Annotated in this window: 16 protein-coding genes; 13 read left to right on the top strand and 3 right to left on the bottom strand. The window is 59.2% G+C overall.

Annotated elements, in window-relative coordinates:
* Positions 1-93 precede the first annotated feature (93 nt).
* Complete coding sequence (locus tag FMN63_RS05245; protein ID WP_148582899.1) at positions 94-528, top strand: paraquat-inducible protein A; 435 nt, start codon at positions 94-96, stop codon at positions 526-528.
* Positions 529-699: 171 nt separating this feature from the next.
* On the opposite strand, the gene FMN63_RS05240 is transcribed toward FMN63_RS05245, so the two are convergent.
* Positions 700-1815: a DUF2336 domain-containing protein gene (locus tag FMN63_RS05240; RefSeq protein WP_148582898.1), complete on the bottom strand. Its 1116-nt coding sequence runs from the start codon at positions 1813-1815 to the stop codon at positions 700-702.
* Between the two features lie 295 nt (positions 1816-2110).
* On the opposite strand from FMN63_RS05240, the gene FMN63_RS05235 reads away from it, so the two are divergent.
* The 11 genes from FMN63_RS05235 to arsB all read left to right on the top strand — a co-directional run bounded on the left by FMN63_RS05235 (position 2111) and on the right by arsB (position 15289).
* Positions 2111-4402, top strand: coding sequence for a mechanosensitive ion channel domain-containing protein (locus FMN63_RS05235; RefSeq protein WP_209000949.1), 2292 nt, complete (start codon positions 2111-2113; stop codon positions 4400-4402).
* 180 nt (positions 4403-4582) lie between these two features.
* Entirely contained in the window at positions 4583-6103 is a 1521-nt protein-coding gene (gene glpD, locus FMN63_RS05230) for a glycerol-3-phosphate dehydrogenase (protein ID WP_148582897.1), read from the top strand.
* Between the two features lie 76 nt (positions 6104-6179).
* Positions 6180-7673, top strand: coding sequence for a glycerol kinase GlpK (gene glpK, locus FMN63_RS05225; RefSeq protein ID WP_148582896.1), 1494 nt, complete (start codon positions 6180-6182; stop codon positions 7671-7673).
* Positions 7674-7969: 296 nt separating this feature from the next.
* On the top strand, positions 7970-9574 hold the full coding sequence (locus FMN63_RS05220; RefSeq protein WP_148582895.1) for an ABC transporter substrate-binding protein: 1605 nt from the start codon (positions 7970-7972) through the stop codon (positions 9572-9574).
* A 118-nt stretch (positions 9575-9692) separates the two neighbouring features.
* Positions 9693-10700: an ABC transporter permease subunit gene (locus FMN63_RS05215; protein WP_148582894.1), complete on the top strand. Its 1008-nt coding sequence runs from the start codon at positions 9693-9695 to the stop codon at positions 10698-10700.
* Positions 10701-10716: 16 nt separating this feature from the next.
* Entirely contained in the window at positions 10717-11646 is a 930-nt protein-coding gene (locus tag FMN63_RS05210) for an ABC transporter permease subunit (RefSeq protein WP_162854993.1), read from the top strand.
* A gap of 3 nt (positions 11647-11649) precedes the next feature.
* Positions 11650-12486: an ABC transporter ATP-binding protein gene (locus FMN63_RS05205; RefSeq protein ID WP_148582893.1), complete on the top strand. Its 837-nt coding sequence runs from the start codon at positions 11650-11652 to the stop codon at positions 12484-12486.
* 1 nt (position 12487) lies between these two features.
* On the top strand, positions 12488-13318 hold the full coding sequence (locus tag FMN63_RS05200) for a dipeptide ABC transporter ATP-binding protein (protein WP_148582892.1): 831 nt from the start codon (positions 12488-12490) through the stop codon (positions 13316-13318).
* An 85-nt stretch (positions 13319-13403) separates the two neighbouring features.
* Entirely contained in the window at positions 13404-13718 is a 315-nt protein-coding gene (locus FMN63_RS05195; protein WP_148582891.1) for a hypothetical protein, read from the top strand.
* A gap of 112 nt (positions 13719-13830) precedes the next feature.
* On the top strand, positions 13831-14184 hold the full coding sequence (locus tag FMN63_RS05190; RefSeq protein ID WP_148582890.1) for an ArsR/SmtB family transcription factor: 354 nt from the start codon (positions 13831-13833) through the stop codon (positions 14182-14184).
* A gap of 58 nt (positions 14185-14242) precedes the next feature.
* Entirely contained in the window at positions 14243-15289 is a 1047-nt protein-coding gene (gene arsB / locus FMN63_RS05185; RefSeq protein ID WP_148582889.1) for an ACR3 family arsenite efflux transporter, read from the top strand.
* A 38-nt stretch (positions 15290-15327) separates the two neighbouring features.
* Here the strand turns inward: arsB and FMN63_RS05180 are convergent, their stop codons facing one another.
* Complete coding sequence (locus FMN63_RS05180; RefSeq protein WP_148582888.1) at positions 15328-15975, bottom strand: GntR family transcriptional regulator; 648 nt, start codon at positions 15973-15975, stop codon at positions 15328-15330.
* Between the two features lie 192 nt (positions 15976-16167).
* Here FMN63_RS05180 and FMN63_RS05175 point away from each other — a divergent pair, with 192 nt between their 5' ends.
* Entirely contained in the window at positions 16168-17409 is a 1242-nt protein-coding gene (locus FMN63_RS05175) for an NAD(P)/FAD-dependent oxidoreductase (RefSeq protein WP_148582887.1), read from the top strand.
* A 62-nt stretch (positions 17410-17471) separates the two neighbouring features.
* Here the strand turns inward: FMN63_RS05175 and FMN63_RS05170 are convergent, their stop codons facing one another.
* Positions 17472-17897 (bottom strand): GNAT family N-acetyltransferase, encoded by a 426-nt coding sequence (locus tag FMN63_RS05170; protein ID WP_148582886.1) that lies wholly within the window; start codon positions 17895-17897, stop codon positions 17472-17474.
* Positions 17898-17956 lie beyond the last annotated feature (59 nt).

Here is a 17956-nt window from a genome sequence, read left to right as displayed (position 1 = left end):
ATCCGGGTGATATAGGGAATACAGCTCCTCCCGGCCTTGCCGGGCGCAGGTGCCCTTTCAAGTTCACGCCAAAGCCAGGGTACGGCAGGTTCTATGCGATTATTTCTGGCTTTCCTGCTTCCGGTTTCCACATTTTCGTTTGCTCTCGGACTGACCCAGCCGCTGATGCGGTTCGAACGTCTCTATTTTCTGGAAGACCGTCCCACGCTGATCGAAATGGTGACGAGCCTCTACTATGAGGGCGATGCCGTTCTTGCAGCGATCGTGGCGCTGTTCTCGATCGGATTTCCCGCACTGAAGATCCTGTTGATCCATGTGGCTGTGCTCAGCGGCGCAAAGACCCGGTCGCTGGCTCTGCTGTCGATGGTCAGCAAGTGGTCTATGCTGGATGTCATGCTGGTGGCGCTGGTCCTGTTCGCGGCCAAGACAAGCGGGTTGGCTGCGGCCGCCATTTTGCCGGGACTGTGGTTCTATGCCGTCGCGACCCTGTCGACGGCAATTGCCGCGACGCTTTGCTCAAGAAGCTGAGATCCCACCCGATCCGAATCCTCCGGGAGGCGGCGGGGTGGCGCCCATCGGTGTGAGCGCTCTGAAAAGCGCGGCTTCTTGAGGCTGGTGTCGTCATGGCCGGTGTTCAGTCCGGAGAAACTGGGTGGCCACCCCAGTCTGCTGTGCTGCTGTCCGACAGCCGCATTATCACTACAAGGCCGCAGTGCTCGCTGACCGGTCAATTGCGGGTTTTGTTTTTTTGTCCCGCCGGTTTGCCTGAAAGTCACCGCAGCGCGACTGTCTGTCTTGCGCCGCGCTTTCGAGATGTTTCTTGTAGTTCACGGTCCATTCGGACGCCTGTGCCGCCGGGATCTTCATGTGGTCGCAGCGGACCTTGGCGAACAGGGCAAAGGTCGGGGTGTCGAGGCCGGCTTTCGCAGCTGTTCTCAAAACGACATCCTTCTTGCCGTTGAAGACTGCATCCTTGAGAGCCTTCTGGGCTGTTCGCCCGCGTGCGCTGAGCAGTTCGATCGCGTGATTGAAGCGGCCATCCTGCAAAAGCAGGATCATCAGTTCATTCATGGTGATGTCCGCGCGCTCGGCTTCCCGCCACAGCAAGGCCATATCGGGATTGTTCAGCGTGTCGCCGAACTCCCGGCGCAGCACTTTCAGCCTTGCGATCTGGTCGAGTTGTTCCTGCGACAGGGAGCCTTCGATAATGCTGCGCAGCCGCTTCTTGGTTTCGTCGTTCACGAGTGGCAGCAGGGCCCGGCAAACCGCCGGGGAAAGATCGGAGCGCAGGCAAAGGTCTTCACGCAGGACCACATCTTCCGTCGCATATTTGACGAAAGAGAGCATCGTATCCCGTGACAGCTTGATCTCGCGGTTGCCAACCAGAATACGGTGTACCGGGCGGTCGCCTTTTTCGGCAATGGCATCGGAAACCTCAGTGGAGAGGTCCGTGCGGCGCGCGATCACCTGCAGGTGGGCGTTGCTCAGCCGTTCAACGAAATCGATCAGGTCGTCCTGGGTCAGCGCCGGGCTTTGGGCGAGCAGCGGCATGCACACATTGACATCGTCTTCAGCGATCTTGCGGGCAAGTTCCGGCGGCGTGTTGACGTGTGACGCCAGTTTGTGCGCCAGTTGTGCCCGGTCTTTCGGGGTGCCGACGCTGTAGAGCTTGATGATCACTTCGGAGAAGATCGCAAGTTCCCGATCAGTCCGCTCTTCCAGGTTCGAGATCACGAGTTCGCTCACCTGCGCGAACAGCCTTCGCCGCGCGTCCTCGGTGCCTTCCAGGGCGAGCTTGATCAAGGACCTGGGCATCCTTCCTCCTCCACGGCCAGATTGGCGCCCACATCGTTATTATTACGTTACCCGATAGTCCGAGCGTGGCATATTACCTTGCGTTAGTGCGAGATCTTTTCCAGATTTCCAGTGAAACTCTACTTCTGCTGGAATTGGCTGACCGCTTACTACTCGGTCAACTTGCATTCCGTAATAATAATTAAAAATTTCCACAGGCTGCAGACTGAGCCTTTTCATCGCGCGTCGTTCCTCCATATTGTCCCTGCCATGGCCGGATGCCCACTGGCCTTTTGGAAAATAACAAGGGTTGGAAATGACGATTTTGCGCTGCTGCCTCTTTGCACTGATGATGATCTTCGCCGGAATGGCTCCTGTTCTGGCTCAAGAAAGCGGAGGCAAGTCCGCGGCGCAGGAGCAGTCCTCACCCGCTGATGTCGAACAGGCGAACCAGGCGCTGATAAAAGTCCTGAACGACCCCAAAAGCCGGGCCGAGCTGATTGACCTGTTGAAAAAGAATGCCGGCAGCAAACCGCCCGCCGATGGTGACAGGCAGGTTCCCGGAAGCGAAGCCGCAACTCCCGCAGAGGGAGCCTCGCCGCCCCTGCAGCAGGATAATTTCGCCTTGCGGATCGGCGAATACACGCGCTCGCTCGTGGACGATGCGAGCTATCTGCTGCAACAGGCCGTGCGTTCGTTGAATGGACTGGTGCTTGTTGCGCGTGGTGACATCCCCGTCAAATGGGACCGGGTGAAGGATATTGCGCTTCAGGTGGTCGTCGTTCTTTTCGCTGCCTATGCCGGTTTTCTTGTCAGTCAGTTGATTGCCAAACGGCTCTATCCGCGCATGTCGGTTTATGCGCGCTACGGCGGCGGGCTGACCCGGACTTTCGTTCTGGTTCTGACGTCGGTTGTCGATGCGATTACGGTCGGGATCGGTTGGGCGGTCGGCAACGCGGCCGCACTGGCGAATCTGGGTGAAATAAAGGCCGGTGTCACGTTGCAGGAAAGCTTGGCGCTGAACGCATTCTTCATTCTCGGAATGGCCAATGTCTCGCTGCGCTTCATCTTTGCGCCGGGCCGTCCGGAGCTGCGTCTTCTGCCGTTCACCGATGAGAGTTCGCTTTACTGGTACGGCCGTCTGCGGCTGTTCATGTACTGGATGATCTACGGTGTGTTTCTGGCGGTGCCGATTGCCAATGTTGCCGTCTCCTTCGTTCTGGGCAACGCCTTGCGGTTTATCGTCGTGCTTCTTGGCATGGTCTATCTGCTGGTTCTGGTGTACCGGAACAGGCAGCGCGTTAACGCGGGTGCCCGGGATTACGCCGAACACATGCAGAGCGTTCTTGCCAAGCGCGCGCTCGTTCTGGTCGGCAAGCTCTGGCATCTGGCTGCCTTTGGATATATCGCGGCGGTCTTCATCATCTGGATCACCCGGCCGTTCGACGCCACGACCATCATCTTGCGAGCGACGGGGCTGTCGATCCTGACCATCATGGCAGGCATGGCCATTTCGCTGGTCGTTACCAAGGCCATCAAGGGCGGGATCCGCCTGCCGGACGATCTGAACCGGACCCTTCCGGCGCTTCAGAGCCGGCTGAACGCTTTCGTGCCGCGTCTGTTGAAGTTCATCCGGTTTGCCGTGTTCCTGGCAACCGTGCTGTTGCTTCTGGAAATCTGGGGTGTGTTGACAATAGCCGAGTGGCTGGTAAGCGAAGCCGGTGTGCAGCTTCTCAGCAGCTACGGATCCGCCTTCCTGGTCCTACTCGTCGCCTTCCTGATCTGGCTGGCTGTCATGTCCTGGGTGGATCTCAGGCTGCAATCGCGTTCCGGACACATCGTGACCGCCCGCGAGCGCACACTGTTTCAGTTGTTCCGGAACGCGTCGACGGTCGTCATCGTCGTGATGGCGCTGCTTTTGTCCCTGTCGGAAGTCGGCGTTGATATCGGCCCGCTGATCGCCGGTGCCGGTGTTGTCGGTCTGGCGATTTCCTTCGGTGCGCAGACCCTGGTCAAGGACATCATCACCGGTGCCTTCATCCAGATCGAGAATGCCATCAACGAAGGCGACGTTGTCACCGTTGCCGGAATAACGGGCACAGTCGAAGGGCTCACCGTCCGGTCCGTGCGCATGCGCGACCTTGACGGAACGACCCATATCATTCCGTTTTCTTCCGTCGACATGGTGTCCAACTTCATGCGCGGCTTCGCCTATTATGTCGCGCTGATCGGTGTTTCCTACGACACGAATATCACCGACGCCAAGGAGGCCATGCTGGAAGCTTTCCGCAGGCTGCAGAAATCGGATCTCGGATCCAGCATCATCGGTGATTTCGAAATGCACGGCGTCACCAATTTTGGTGCCAGCTCCATCGATATCCGTGGCCGTATCAAGACCCTTCCCGGAGATCAGTGGAGCGTCGGGCGGGCGTATAACGAATTCATCAAACAGGTGTTCGATGAGCGGGATATCGAAATTCCGTTCCCGCAGGTTACCTACCATTCGGCGACGCCGCCTTTCGTCGAGGACGGCAGCAAATCGAAACAGAGCAAGAAGGTTGACGTGTCATCGGGTCCGCTTGAGGACGATGCACCGGCTGAAGACTGAGAATAGTCGTTGATTCAATGCCTTGCGTATTCCAGGTAGATTGTCTGACCCCGGCGGAGGTGCAAGCCTCTTGCCGGGGTCTTTCGTCTTGGTGCGATAAATTGTTGATTGAATTTCGAGAAGTTTCGTTTTATTTTCATTTTCAATCCTGAGACGCAAAAACACAGGCCGGGAATAGTTATGGCTGCGGATTACGATCTTTTGATCATCGGTGGGGGCATCAACGGAACGGGCGTCGCCCGCGACGCGGTCGGCCGGGGGGCTTCGGTTCTTCTGGTCGAAATGGGTGACCTTGCCGGCGCCACGTCATCGGCCTCGACCAAACTCATCCACGGCGGCCTGCGCTATCTGGAATATTATGAGTTCGGCCTGGTGCGCAAAGCGCTGAAAGAGCGAGAAGTCTTGTGGCGGGCCGCGCCCCATATCGCCTGGCCTCTGCGGTTCATCCTGCCGCACCACAAGGACCTGCGCCCGGCATGGCTCCTGCGGCTTGGCTTGTTTCTCTATGACCATCTGGGTGGCCGCGAACTGTTGCCGGCCACCAGGACCGTTCGTCTTGATCAGGCACCGTTCTCGCAGGGGTTGAAGAAGCTCTTCAAAAAGGGGTTCGAATATTCGGACTGCTGGGTGGACGACGCCCGTCTCGTCGTTCTCAATGCACGGGATGCGGCCGATCGAGGAGCGGACATCCTGACCCGGACCAAATGCATCAGCGCGCGGCGGGAGGGAGATCTCTGGCAGGTCGTGCTGAAGGACCTGGCAAGCGGCGAGGAGAAGACCGTTACCGCCAACGTGCTGGTCAATGCGGCGGGCCCCTGGGTTGCCGACATGCTGAACGGTGTGACCGGCGCGAACAACAGTTCCAGCGTTCGCCTGGTGAAGGGCAGCCACATCATCGTCAAGCGCCAGTTCGAGCATGACCGCTGCTTTATCTTCCAGAACGGCGATGGCCGGATTGTCTTCGCCATTCCTTACGAAAACGACTTCACGCTGATCGGCACGACCGATGTCGATTTTCACGACGATCTGGGCAAGGTGGAGATCTCGAAGGACGAGATTGCCTATCTGTGCAAGGCGGCGAGTGAGTATCTGGAAAACGCGATCACACCCGAAGATGTGGTCCATACCTATTCCGGCGTCCGCCCGCTTTACGACGATGGCGCGAAGGACGCCAAGGCGGCAACGCGCGACTATGTGCTGGAACTGGATGTCGGCGACGCCAAACCGGCGATCCTGTCCGTCTTCGGTGGCAAGATCACGACCTATCGCAAGCTGGCCGAGCATGTTCTGGAGAAGCTGGAGCCGTATCTGCCGTTGAAGCGCGGGGTGTGGACCGCCTATGCGCCCCTGCCGGGCGGTGATTTCAAGGTGAGCGACTTTGAGGCCGAGGTCGCTCGACTTGAGGCTGATTTTCCGTTCCTGGACAAGGTTTTCGCCACCCGTCTGATCCGTCACTACGGCACGGATGCACGCTTCATCCTGGGAGAGGCGAAGACGCTCGAAGATCTCGGCCGCTGCTTTGGCTACAATCTCCATGAAGCGGAAGTGAAGTGGCTGGTCCGCCGCGAATGGGCTCGCACCGCGCAGGACATTCTGTGGCGCCGGACGAAGCTGGGGTTGCGGCTCAACCGGGAGGAAGCGGCTGAGCTGGATACCTATCTGTCGGCGTATCTTGCAGAGCAGGCCGGCGCTGCGGCATAGTTTCGTCAAAGGGAACCAGGGGACCTGCCGGCCTTGCCGGCAGTTTTCATGACAAGAAGAAAACGGGAGGTGCGCCATGGCCGGATGTGTTTTGACAATAGACCAGGGCACGACGTCGAGCCGGGCAATTGTCTTCGGCGACGATTTCCAACCAGTCAGTGTGGGGCAGCAGGAATTTCCGCAACATTTCCCGAAGTCGGGATGGGTGGAACATTCCCCGGCCGACATTTGGGCGAGCACGCTGCGCGTGTGCCGCGAAGCCCTGGAAAAAGCGCCCTCCGGCGGAGCGGACGTTGCCGCGATCGGGATCACCAACCAGCGCGAAACCACGCTTGTCTGGGACCGGTCAACAGGCGAGCCCGTCTACAACGCCATTGTCTGGCAAGACCGGCGCACCGCGGATTTCTGTGCGAAATTGCGGGCTGACGGCCGGGAAGACACCTTCGCGGCCAAGACCGGCCTGCTGCTCGACCCTTATTTTTCCGGAACCAAGATCGCCTGGATCCTCGACAACGTCGATGGTGTGCGTGAGCGCGCCGAGCGTGGAGAGCTTGCTTTCGGAACCGTCGATACCTGGCTGATCTGGCAGCTTACGGGCGGAAAGGTGCATGCAACAGATGCCACCAACGCCTCACGGACACTGATCTACAACATTCACGACAACACGTGGGACGAGGAGCTCTGCAAGCTTCTCAATATCCCGCATGGCCTGCTGCCTGAGGTCAAGGACAGCGCTGATGAATTCGGCGTCACCGATACCGAGTTGTTTGGCCGGGCGATACCGATCCTGGGTGTTGCCGGCGACCAGCAGGCCGCAACGGTCGGGCAGGCCTGCTTCGAGCCAGGTATGGTCAAGTCCACTTACGGCACTGGCTGCTTTGCGCTGATGAACACCGGCTCCAAGCCGGTCCAGTCCAGCAACCGCATGCTGACGACCATTGCTTACAGGCTGAACGGCGAAACCACTTATGCGCTGGAAGGATCCATCTTCATTGCCGGTGCTGCTGTCCAGTGGCTGCGGGATGGTCTGGGGCTCATCGAAAACGCCGGCGACTCCCAGTCGCTTGCCGAGCAGGCGGATCCGAGCCAGGACGTCTATCTCGTGCCCGCCTTTGTCGGTCTGGGAGCGCCTTACTGGGATGCGGATGCGCGAGGGGCGCTGTTCGGTCTGACCCGCAACACGGGTCCGAAGGAAATTGCCCGCGCTGTGCTGCAGAGCGTTGGCTATCAGACAAGCGATCTGATCGAGGCCATGCGGGCGGACTGGCCGGAAGCCGAGCAGCCGGTTCTGCGTGTCGATGGCGGCATGACGGCATCCGATTGGACGATGCAATTTCTGGCTGATATTCTTGGAGCGCCGGTCGACCGGCCTACGGTGCCGGAAACAACCGCCCTCGGCGCGGCGTGGCTTGCCGGGTCAAAGGCGGGAATCTGGCCCGGTGCCGAGGCTTTTTCGGCGGAGTGGAAGCTGGAAAAGCGCTTCGAACCACAGTTACAGGAAAGTGAGCGGACAAGATTGCTTGCCGGATGGCAGGATGCCGTCAAACGAACGCGTTCCACGCAGGACTGACAATTCCGTAGGCTCCTGATGTCGCGGGAGCCTATAATTTTCAGTCGGTTAGCAGATAGGTGAAAAAACTGCCAAGGCGGTATTTGTTTCTCCTTTGCTCGCAGGAGCGTGTTAAAAATTTACGGCAGTAACTCTTACCTAGCAAAATAATTTCAATAAGGTCGTCAAATTAGAAATATGTTGGTAGTTGATTTTCTAACAAAAAAACGCCTTAGTTTGCGCTGGCTTGGGCTTAACTCCATTGCGCGATTCAACGACGCAAGGCCCTTGCACTTCATCAAGGGGAGAACAGTTTGATGAATTTCCAAAAAACCTTGAAGGCATCCCTTCTTGGCGTAAGCCTTGCTGTGATTGCAGCAACCGGTGCTTCTGCAAAAAACCTGGTTTATTGCTCAGAAGGGTCACCTGAAGGCTTTGATGCTGCACTTTACACCGCTGGTACGACGTTCGACGCTTCCTCCAAGCCGGTCTACAACCGTCTTGTCGAGTTCAAGCCCGGTACGACCGAAGTACAGCCGGGCCTGGCTGAGAGCTGGGAAGTTTCCGAAGATGGCCTGGAATACACTTTCAAGCTGCGTAAGGGTGTAAAGTTCCACACCACCAGCTTCTTCACGCCGACCCGTGAATTCAATGCAGACGACGTGGTCTTCACCTTTGAGCGTCAGCTCAAGAAGGACAATCCGTGGCACGAATACACCGCCGGCAGCTCGTGGGAGTATTTCGACGGCATGTCCATGCCGGATCTGATCAAGGAAATCGTCAAGGTTGACGATTACACGGTCAAATTCGTCTTGAACCGCCCGGAAGCTCCGATGATCGCCAACCTGGCGATGGACTTCGCTTCCATCGTCTCCGCCGAATATGCTGATCAGCTCGAAGCTGCCGGCACCAAGGAACTGCTCAACCAGCAGCCGGTCGGCACCGGTCCGTTCTCTTTCGTGGGTTATCAGAAAGACGCCGTGATCCGTTATGCGGCCAACCCGGATTACTGGCGTGGCAAGCAGCCGGTCGACAACCTGATCTTCGCGATCACTCCGGATGCAGCCGTACGCCTTCAGAAGCTGAAGGCCGGTGAATGTCATATCATGCCGTATCCGGCACCGGCCGACATCGCCGATATCAGGGATGATGGCAATCTGACCCTGCTGGAACAGCAAGGCCTGAACGTGGGCTACCTTGCCTACAACACCAAGCAGGCACCGTTTGACAAGCCGGAAGTCCGCAAGGCGCTGAACCACGCGATCAACAAGCAGGCGATCCTCGACGCAGTTTTCCAGGGCTCCGGCCAGGCTGCGAAGAACCCGATCCCGCCGACCATGTGGTCCTACAACGACGCCGTTGAAGACGACGACTACAATCCGGAACTGGCCAAGGAAATGCTGGAAGCCGCCGGTGTCTCCGATCTTTCCATGAAGATCTGGGCAATGCCGGTACAGCGTCCGTACAACCCGAACGCCCGCCGTATGGCTGAAGTCATGCAGGCCGATTTCGCGAACGTCGGTGTGAACGTCGAGATCGTTTCCTACGAATGGGGTGAATACCTGTCCCGTTCCAAGGCTGAAGATCGTGACGGTGCCGTGCTTCTCGGCTGGACCGGTGACAACGGCGATCCGGACAACTTCCTGGCTGTTCTGCTCGGCTGTGACGGTGTCGGCGGCTCCAACCGCGCCCAGTGGTGCAATGAAGAGTTCGACGCCTTGATCATGAAGGCAAAGTCCGTGACCAGCAAGGAAGAGCGCACCAAGCTCTACGAAGAAGCGCAGGTCGTGTTCAAGGAGCAGGCTCCGTGGGCAACCATCGCCCACTCGGTCGTCTTCATGCCGATGTCCTCCAAGGTCACCGGATACGTCATGGACCCGCTTGGCGGTCACAACTTTGAAGGTGTGGACGTCGCGGAATAAGTCCGCCCAAGTCGAAGGAGGCGCTGGCAGCAATGCCGGCGCCTTCAGACATTCTGGCCGGCGGATGCCCTCCTGACATCAGGTCGCTTCCGCTGGCTCTTTGTATCTGGAACCTGACATGCTTCGCTTTCTTCTAGGCCGTCTCGGTTTGTTGATACCGACATTCTTTGGTGTCACTCTCGTCGCCTTTTCGTTTATTCGCATGCTGCCGGGCGATCCCGCCGAGCTGCTCGCCGGCGAGCGCGGTATATCTGATGAGCGGAGGGCTCAGGTCCTTGGCCAGCTTGGGTTCGACAAACCGCTTTGGCATCAATATCTCGACTACATCACCGGCATCTTCCACGGAGATCTGGGCATCTCCTTCGTGTCGAAGAAACCTGTGCTCGATGAATTCCTGACGCTGTTTCCGGCAACTGCCGAGCTGGCTCTTTGCGCCATCATCATCGCCATCTGCCTTGGCATTCCCGCCGGCATCTTCGCGGCCGTGAAGCGCGGATCGATCGCCGATCAGGCCATCATGGGAACAGCCCTGGTCGGCTACTCGATGCCGATCTTCTGGTGGGGCCTGCTGCTGATCATCCTGTTTTCCGGTACGCTCGGCTGGACACCGGTCTCCGGGCGCATATCACTGATGTTCTTCTTCCCGCAGGTCACCGGGTTCATGCTGATCGACAGTCTGCTGTCCGGCGAGAAGGGGGCGTTCCTATCGGCCGTCAGTCACCTGATCCTGCCTTCCATCGTGCTGGCGACCATTCCGATGGCCGTCATCGCGCGACAGACCCGGTCCGCCATGCTCGAGGTTCTGGGAGAAGACTATGTGCGCACCGCCCGGGCAAAGGGTCTGCCGCCGCGTGCGGTCATCGGTCTGCATGCGCTGCGCAATGCCCTGATCCCGGTGGTGACCACCATCGGTCTGCAGGTCGGGGTGCTTCTCGCAGGCGCCATCCTGACAGAGACAATTTTCTCCTGGCCGGGCATCGGCAAGTGGCTTGTCGACAGTATCTCCCGCCGCGACTACTTCGTGGTCCAGGGCGGTCTGCTGCTGATCGCCGGGATCATCATGCTGGTCAACCTGATCGTTGACGTGCTCTACGGCCTGATCAATCCGCGAATTCGTTACAACTGAGCCGGGGACAAGGAAAATGACAAATACCTCGCCGGCTTCGAAAGCCGATCCGACCAAGCTCCAGGCCGAGAGCCGCAACGCCACCAAGGCGCAGCTTCTGGAGTTCTGGTACTACTTCTCGCAGAACAAGGGCGCCGTGATCGGTCTCGTGATCTTCGTGCTTCTGGTCCTCATGGCCCTCCTGGCACCGTTGATCGCGCCGCATGACCCCGACTTCCAGTACCGCGACAGTTTCCTCGTTCCTCCCTTCTGGGAGGAGGGCGGCAAGGCCGCATTCCTGCTGGGAACGGATGCCGTCGGCCGCGATATGCTGTCGCGTCTCATCTTCGGTGCGCGCTTCTCGCTGTTCATCGGTGTCGTCGTGGTCACCATCGCCCTTGTGGGCGGTGTCGTGATCGGCCTTGTTGCGGGCTACGTGCGCGGCATGACCGACACGCTGATCATGCGTGTGATGGACATCATTCTGGCATTCCCGTCGCTCCTGCTGGCTCTGGTGCTCGTCGCCATCCTGGGGCCGGGGCTGATCAACGCCATGATCGCGATTGCCATCGTGCTGCAGCCGCATTTCGTGCGGCTGACCCGTGCGGCTGTTCTGTCCGAACGCACGCGAGACTATGTCGTCGCGGCCAAGGTGGCTGGAGCCGGTCACATACGGCTGATGTTCAAGACGATCTTGCCGAACTGCCTGGCACCGCTGATCGTTCAGGCCACGCTGTCCTTTTCCAACGCGATCCTGGATGCGGCCGCGCTTGGCTTTCTGGGCATGGGAGCGCAGCCGCCGACCCCGGAATGGGGCACCATGCTGGCCGAGGCGCGCGAATTCATCCTGCGCGCCTGGTGGGTGGTCACCTTCCCGGGCCTTGCGATCCTGGTCACCGTTCTTGCCATCAACCTGGTCGGCGATGGCCTGCGTGATGCGCTCGATCCGAAGCTGAAGAGGAGCTAAGCGATGCCGCTTCTTGAAATCAGAAACCTGAAGGTCGAGTTCGACACCGCCAAGGGCCCGTTCAAGGCTCTGGACGGGGTCGATTATACGGTCGATGGGGGTGAGGTTCTGGCCATCGTCGGCGAGTCCGGGTCCGGAAAATCCGTTGCAATGCTGGCAACCATGGGTCTGTTGCCGGATACGGCAACGATCACCGCCGACAAGATGGAATTCGAGGGTCTTGACCTACGGACCCTGTCGTCCAGGGATCGGCGCCGGGTGATCGGCAAGGACATCTCGATGATCTTCCAGGAGCCGATCGCCAGTCTCAACCCGTGTTTCACCGTAGGCTTTCAGCTTGGCGAAACGCTGAAGACCCACATGGGGCTGAAGGGCCGTCAGGCCCGGGACCGGGTGGTGGAAATTCTGACCTCCGTCGGCATTCCGAACCCGGGCGAGCGTCTGTCCGCCTTTCCGCACCAGATGTCCGGCGGCCAGTGCCAGCGCGTGATGATCGCCATGGCGATTGCCTGCGCCCCGAAGCTGCTGATTGCCGATGAGCCGACGACAGCCCTGGATGTCACGATCCAGAAGCAGATCCTGGATCTTCTGGTCCAGCTTCAGCAGGACAGCGGCATGGGGCTGATCATGATCACCCACGACATGGGTGTGGTTGCCGAAACCGCCGACCGTGTCATCGTGCAGTACAAGGGCCGCAAGATGGAGGAGGCCGACGTGCTGACCCTCTTCGAAAATCCCAAGAACCCGTACACGAAGGCATTGCTGTCGGCCCTGCCGGAAAATGCCACGGGCGACCGCTTGCCGACGGTGAGTGACTTTGCTGAAGCAGGAGGTTTCTGAGATGGCTGGCGATGTGATCCTCAAGGTCCGCGATCTCTACCGGACCTACGACATCAAGGGCGGCATGTTCAAGAAGGCGTCGACCCTGACGGCCGTCAAGGGTGTGAGCCTGGACGTGGAACGCGGAAGCACCCTGGCGGTGGTCGGTGAAAGCGGCTGTGGCAAGTCGACCCTTGCCCGGATGCTCACCATGATCGACGCGCAGACCTCCGGCCTGATCGAGATCGACGGGTTGCCGATCGATATCTCGCAGACCGGGATTTCGAAGGAAATGCGCCAGAAGGTGCAGATCGTGTTCCAGAACCCCTATGGGTCGCTGAACCCGCGTCAGAAGATCGGTCATGTGTTGGAAGAGCCGCTGCTGCTCAACACCGACATGCCGTCGGCAGAGCGCCGCGATCTGGCTCTTCAGATGCTGGAGAAGGTTGGTCTGCAGCCGGAACACTACGGCCGCTATCCGCATATGTTCTCCGGCGGACAGCGTCAGCGCATCGCGATTGCGCGGGCAATCATGATGAAGCCGAAGCTGCTGGTGCTCGATGAGCCAGTTTCCGCGCTGGATCTGTCGGTCCAGGCCCAGATCCTGAACCTGCTTGCCGATCTGCAGGAAGAGATGGGTCTCACCTATGTTTTCATCTCTCACGACCTGTCAGTGGTGCGCTACATCGCCGACAAGGTGATGGTGATGTACTTCGGTGAAGTGGTGGAATACGGCACGCGGGATGAAGTGTTTGAAAACCCGCAGCACGACTATACCAAGACACTGTTCGCCGCGACGCCGCGGGCGGATGTGGACAGCATCAGGAAACGCCTGGCAGCAAAAGCGGCCTGAGCCAGCGCAAGATTGCAGTCCGTCGACTCGAATAACAGAACCTTGCCCAGACCGGGCAGGGTTCTTTTCGTTGGAGGGAACTGACTTGAATTCCTATTTCATCATCATATTGGCAATTGTTCTGGCGGTTGTTTTCTGCGCCGCTTTTCTGGGCTTGAGTTACCTCCACTCATCGATCCTGTTTGGAGTTGTCGCCGTGGCGCTCTCACCGGTTGCCATTCATCGAATACCGCAATCAAACCTCGCGACAGGGGCCCTTGTCGGCCTGGCGATTTTCGCATCCTACCCGCTCAAGAAATTCCTCCATCTCGACTCGTTTGTGCTGAGCATCCTTCTCACCCTGGCGTGTTTTGCTGTGCTCTGGGTGGTTGGTTTCGGCTGGAAACGGAGTTGGAAGTAACGCACATTTTGTCCGGTGGATCGTTCCGCCGGCTTCCGGGGAATTGCTCAGCCAAACTGCAAAGCCGGTAAATTGCGCTTGCATGCTTCGTTATTTCGAGTATTCTCGAAATATGGAAAAAGAAGATGCCCTGAATGCATTGGCAGCGCTTGGCCAGGAAACCCGCCTCGACGTCTTTCGCCTGCTGGTGAAGGCCGGAAAAGAAGGAATGACCGCCGGTGCCATTTCAGATGACCTCAGCGTGCGTCCGAATACCCTGTCGACCCACCTGGGTGTCCTGTCCCGTTCCGGGCTTGTGCAAGCCGAACGGGACGGGCGCTCGATCTGTTATCGCGCAAGCCTGGAAGCGATGCAGGGTCTCGTGACGTATCTGCTGCAGGACTGCTGCGGCGGCAATCCGGAACTCTGCGCACCGATTGTGTCCCTTGTCGCCGGTGGCGGTTGTGAACCAGGTGGAGCCTGCTGACACGCCGGGGCGACCTTGCATCCGGTTTAGTGAAAATCCGAGTTGAGAAAGAGTTGGAATGACACAGGAAACGTCACCTATGGGGATCTTCGAGCGCTTCCTGTCGCTCTGGGTTGCCTTGTGCATTGCTGCCGGGGTTGGTCTCGGGGCGCTCTATCCCGGTGTCTTCGAGGCGATCGCATCGCTGGAATATGCCAGCGTCAATCTGGTCGTTGCCGTGCTTATCTGGGTGATGATCTATCCGATGATGGTCAACGTCGACTTTGCCTCTCTCAAGGATGTGGGCCGCAAGCCCAAGGGGCTCTGCATCACGATCGTGGTCAACTGGCTGATCAAGCCGTTCACGATGGCCGCTCTCGGGATCCTGTTCTTTGAGCACGTGTTTGCCGGGCTTGTGGATCCGCAGACCGCGAAGGAATATATCGCCGGCATGATCCTGCTCGGGGTCGCGCCGTGTACGGCCATGGTCTTCGTCTGGAGCCAGTTGGTGCGGGGCGATGCCAATTACACGCTTGTGCAGGTCTCCATCAACGACATCATCATGGTGTTCGCCTTTGCCCCCATCGCGGCGCTGCTGCTTGGTGTCACCGATATCGTCGTGCCGTGGCAGACCCTCCTTCTTTCGGTGATCCTCTATGTGATCATTCCGCTGGTGGCCGGGTATTTCACCCGCAAGGCGCTGGATGGATCAGGCAATGACGAGCGCATCGCCGAATTTACGGCAAAGGTAAAACCCTTCTCGGTCATGGGCCTTCTGGCGACCGTTGTGCTGCTGTTCGGATTTCAGGCGCAGACCATTCTGGAGAAGCCGCTGGTGATCGTGCTGATCGCCGTGCCTCTGCTGATCCAGAGCTACGGTATTTTCTTCGTGGCGTACGCCTGGGGATACTTGTGGCGTGTGCCGTTCAACACCGCCGCCCCGGCAGCGCTGATCGGGACGTCCAACTTCTTCGAACTTGCGGTTGCCGTTGCCATCAGCCTGTTCGGCCTGAACTCCGGTGCCGCCCTTGCGACGGTTGTCGGTGTTCTTGTGGAGGTGCCGGTGATGCTGTCCCTGGTCGCTTTTGCCAACAGGACGCGGTCTCATTTTCCGGTGTCTGCCTAGGCTTGGCCTTCCTCAGCTTTGCGAAAGCCTGAAAGTGCCTAGCCGGAGCCGCTGACCAGCGTCGTTGCCTGGCGACGCAGATAGAGCATCAGGTTTTCAGCGTGATCCATTGCGGCGGCCTTGTCCCCCGCGGCAATGGCGCGCATGACTTCCATATGGCTCCAGGCCGCCGGGGTCAGGTCTTCCTCGCCGAAATGACGATACCAGAACCGGCGGCTTTGCGTCTGCAAGGGAGCAAGAGCCTTGGCGGCAAAGGGATTGCAGGCGGCAGCCGAAACGGCTTCGTCGAAGGCCTTGTCCTGGCGCAGGTAATCCTCGACATCCGGTTTTGCGGCAGCTTCGCGCATGTCTTCCGCAATCGCTTCCAGGGTTCTTCTCTCGTCCTTGCTGGCAAGCCGTGCAGCCAAACCGGCCACCAGGCGTTCCAGCGCATGGCGGGCCTCGAGGACTTTCAGAAAATCGGACGGGTTCATTTCGGCGACGACAATGCCGAGACGCGGCCGGATGTTGAGAAGGCCTTCCCAGGACAGGCGCTGGATAGCCTCCCTGATGGGGGTCCGCCCAAGGCCCAGTCTTTCGGTGAGGGCAACTTCGGTTACCGTGCTGCCGGGTTTCAGCTTCAAGGTGACGATCTCTTCTTCCAGCAGGCGATAAGCCTGTGCGGATCGGCTGGACTCTGCGGACATGAAGGAGAAGACCTTTGTATGTTCCAAGTGTATTTATGATATATCACACGGCGAAGCGGTAGACGAGGCATGCCTGGTCTGGCAGGACTTGAACCCTGAAAACAAGTGCCAGGTTCTGCTGACTGCAGTGAGCGGCTGCTGTCCGATCCGGCAGTGCGGGCGATTGATGACATACGAGAAAAGACAGGCCGAATGAGCAAGGGACATGTCCATGTGATAGGCGCCGGCATTGTCGGTCTGGCGACCGCCGCTGCCCTGGTGCAGCGGGGCTACGGCGTTACGGTGCTGGACCGAGAAGGCCCGGCGGCAGGCGCAAGCCAGGGCAACGCGGCCGCCATCGCCTGGACGGATGTCGCACCGCTGGCATCGCCGGGGCTGTGGAAGCAAGCCTTCAAATGGATGCTGGATCCGCTGGGGCCCTTGTCGGTGCGCCCGGCCTATGCGCTCAAGATCCTGCCCTGGATGCTGCGGTTCATGGCGGCTTCCAATCCCAAAAAGGTTCAGCAAAGTACAAAGGCGCTGGCAGAGCTGAACGGTGGGGCGCTTCCGGCCTGGGAGGCGCTCTGGCGGGTGACGGGAACCCACAACCAGGTGCGCCGGGACGGTTGCCTGGAACTGTTCGACACGGTGCAGTCGCTTGAAGCCTCGCGCGCAGGCTGGGCCGAACAGCGCGACTATGGCATCAAGGTGGAAGAGCTGGACGCATCTGCGGTCCGCGACCTGGAGCCGGACCTTTCTGCCCGTGTCGTCGGCGGGGCGCTCGTGCCGGACTGGGTTCAGATGGACGAGCCGAAGGTGCTCTGCCTTTCGGTGGCCGAGTGGCTGTCCTCGCAAGGCGTCTCATTCGAGGTTGGCGAGGTCAGCCGCCTGCAGCCCAACGACAGTGGCTGTGATGTGGTTCTGAAAGATGGCCGCAAGATTTCAGCCGAACGGCTGGTGATTGCCTGCGGAGCATGGTCGAAAGCTCTTGCCGCACAGATGGGAGACAGCATCCCTCTCGATACGGAACGCGGCTACAACATTACCATCCCGGAACCCGGTGTGACCGTGAACCGCATGATCATGCTGTCCGGGCACGGGTTCGCGATGTCGCGATTGTCCAGCGGCTTGCGCGTGGGCGGAGCTGTTGAATTCGGCGGTCTCGATCTGCCGGCGAACTGGCGCCGGGTGGACGCCATGCTGGCCAAGGCAAAGCTGTTTTTCCCCGAGCTCCGGTCGGAGGGCGGCAAGCGCTGGATGGGCTTCCGCCCGTCCATTCCGGACAGCCTGCCGGTGATTTCGCCGGCAACTGGGCACAGCCGTGTCTTTTATGCTTTTGGCCACGCCCATCACGGTCTGACCCAGTCCGCTGTCACAGGTGAGATGATTGCGGACATGATAGAGGGCGCGCGACCGACTATCGATCCGGCTCCCTTCGCGGCAAGCCGGTTCTAAGCCAAAGCCCGTCCTTGCTTTTGAGGAACAGTTGCGGCGGCCCGGAAGCCGCCGCAGTCGTTTCAGGATTTCATGGCCATTTTAATGCTGATCTGCTGCGCCATATCGTGGTAGTATTCTCCGGTCGGCTCAAAGCCGCAGGCGGCATAAAAGCGCCGGGCGCGTGCATTTTCCTTGAAGACTTCGACGGTGAGCGCTCCCTTCCGTTTCACCGCATGCTCCACAAGGGCCCTTCCAAGGCCCTGTCCGTGAAATTGCGGGTCGAGAAACAAGCCGCCTATGTGGCTGTCCAGCAGCGATATGAAACCAACGGCAGTGCCGTTGATCTCCGTGACATGGGTTTCCGCCTTCGGCAGATAAACGTCGCGGATGAGGGTGGCTGCCATGTCGTGAAAGTCGTCGCTCAGAAACGGGTGCCCGTATTCACTGGCCTTGCGCCATATATGGATAATCCGTTCAGCGTCCTGGCTGACATAGGGTCTGATCATCTGGATACTATTGTCCTGTTCCGATCATGAGGTCATGACCGGGTATTGTCTCACGTGAG

The sequence above is a fragment of the Stappia sp. BW2 genome (assembly GCF_008107695.1).
In the GTDB taxonomy this organism is placed as follows: domain Bacteria; phylum Pseudomonadota; class Alphaproteobacteria; order Rhizobiales; family Stappiaceae; genus Roseibium.
Note: the sequence above shows the minus strand (reverse complement) of the source record. Positions and strands in the feature narration are given on the sequence as shown.